Here is an 824-nt window from a genome sequence, read left to right on the forward strand (position 1 = left end):
CCCGGATACAGCGCCAGGTTGGTGACGTAACCGTCCACCGGGGCGCGCACTTCCGTGCGCTCCAGGTTCAGCTGCGCCAGCGCCAGGGCGGCATTGGCCTGCTGCAAGCGGGCCAGCAACTGCTGCTGGCTGGCGGTGGCCCGTTGATGGCTGGCCTGGGCCGCCTGTAGCTGGGCCTGGGCCGCATCGGCGTTACTGTGGGCGTTATCGCGCACCTCCCGGGACACCGCTTCAGCGATACGATCCCGGCGCCGGGATTCCGCCTGGCGCATGGCAAACTCGGCCCGCGCCTTGGCGGCGCTGGCCTGGGCAGCACGAATATCCGCACCGGCCGCGCGGGCTGCCGCTTCGGCGGCGCGCTGGTCCGCCTCCGCCTGCTGCAGGGCATTCTGGTAACGGCTGCGGTCGATCACGAACAACAGATCGCCCTGCTGCACGGTCTGGTTGTCGGCCACTGCCACCTCGCTGACCAGCCCGGACACATCCGGCGCCACCTGCACCACACGCGCCCGCACCCGGCCATCCCGGGTCCAGGGGGAATACATGTAGTGCTGCCACAGGGCCCAGGCCAGCAAGGCGGCCAGCGCCACCATAAACAGGGTGACCGAGGCCCGAATCAGGGATTGGGTTTTCATGGTTTTCTCTCCTCCTTCCACCTCATTGCATGGCCAGCAAACCCAGGCCACCAAAACAGCAGAAAAATACGGCCACCCGAAACAACGGCGGGTGCCAAACATAGCGGTACAGGCCATAACGGCCGCCTACCCAGTCCACCGCCCACTGCAACAGCAGACTGAAGACAAACACCAGTAACAGGCTGGGCA

General features: G+C 66.5%; 2 protein-coding genes. Both read right to left on the minus strand.

All coding sequences use genetic code 11. From position 1 onward, the window contains the following. A partial coding sequence (locus A3730_RS02500) for a biotin/lipoyl-binding protein (protein ID WP_156500819.1) occupies window positions 1-635 on the minus strand: 635 nt, incomplete at its 3' end. Window positions 636-657: 22 nt separating this feature from the next. After that, window positions 658-816 carry a DUF1656 domain-containing protein gene (locus tag A3730_RS02505; RefSeq protein WP_369819032.1) on the minus strand — a complete coding sequence of 53 codons (159 nt, stop codon included), beginning with the start codon at window positions 814-816 and terminating at the stop codon, window positions 658-660. Window positions 817-824: the final 8 nt, after the last annotated feature.

The sequence above is a fragment of the Alcanivorax sp. HI0044 genome (assembly GCF_001634945.1).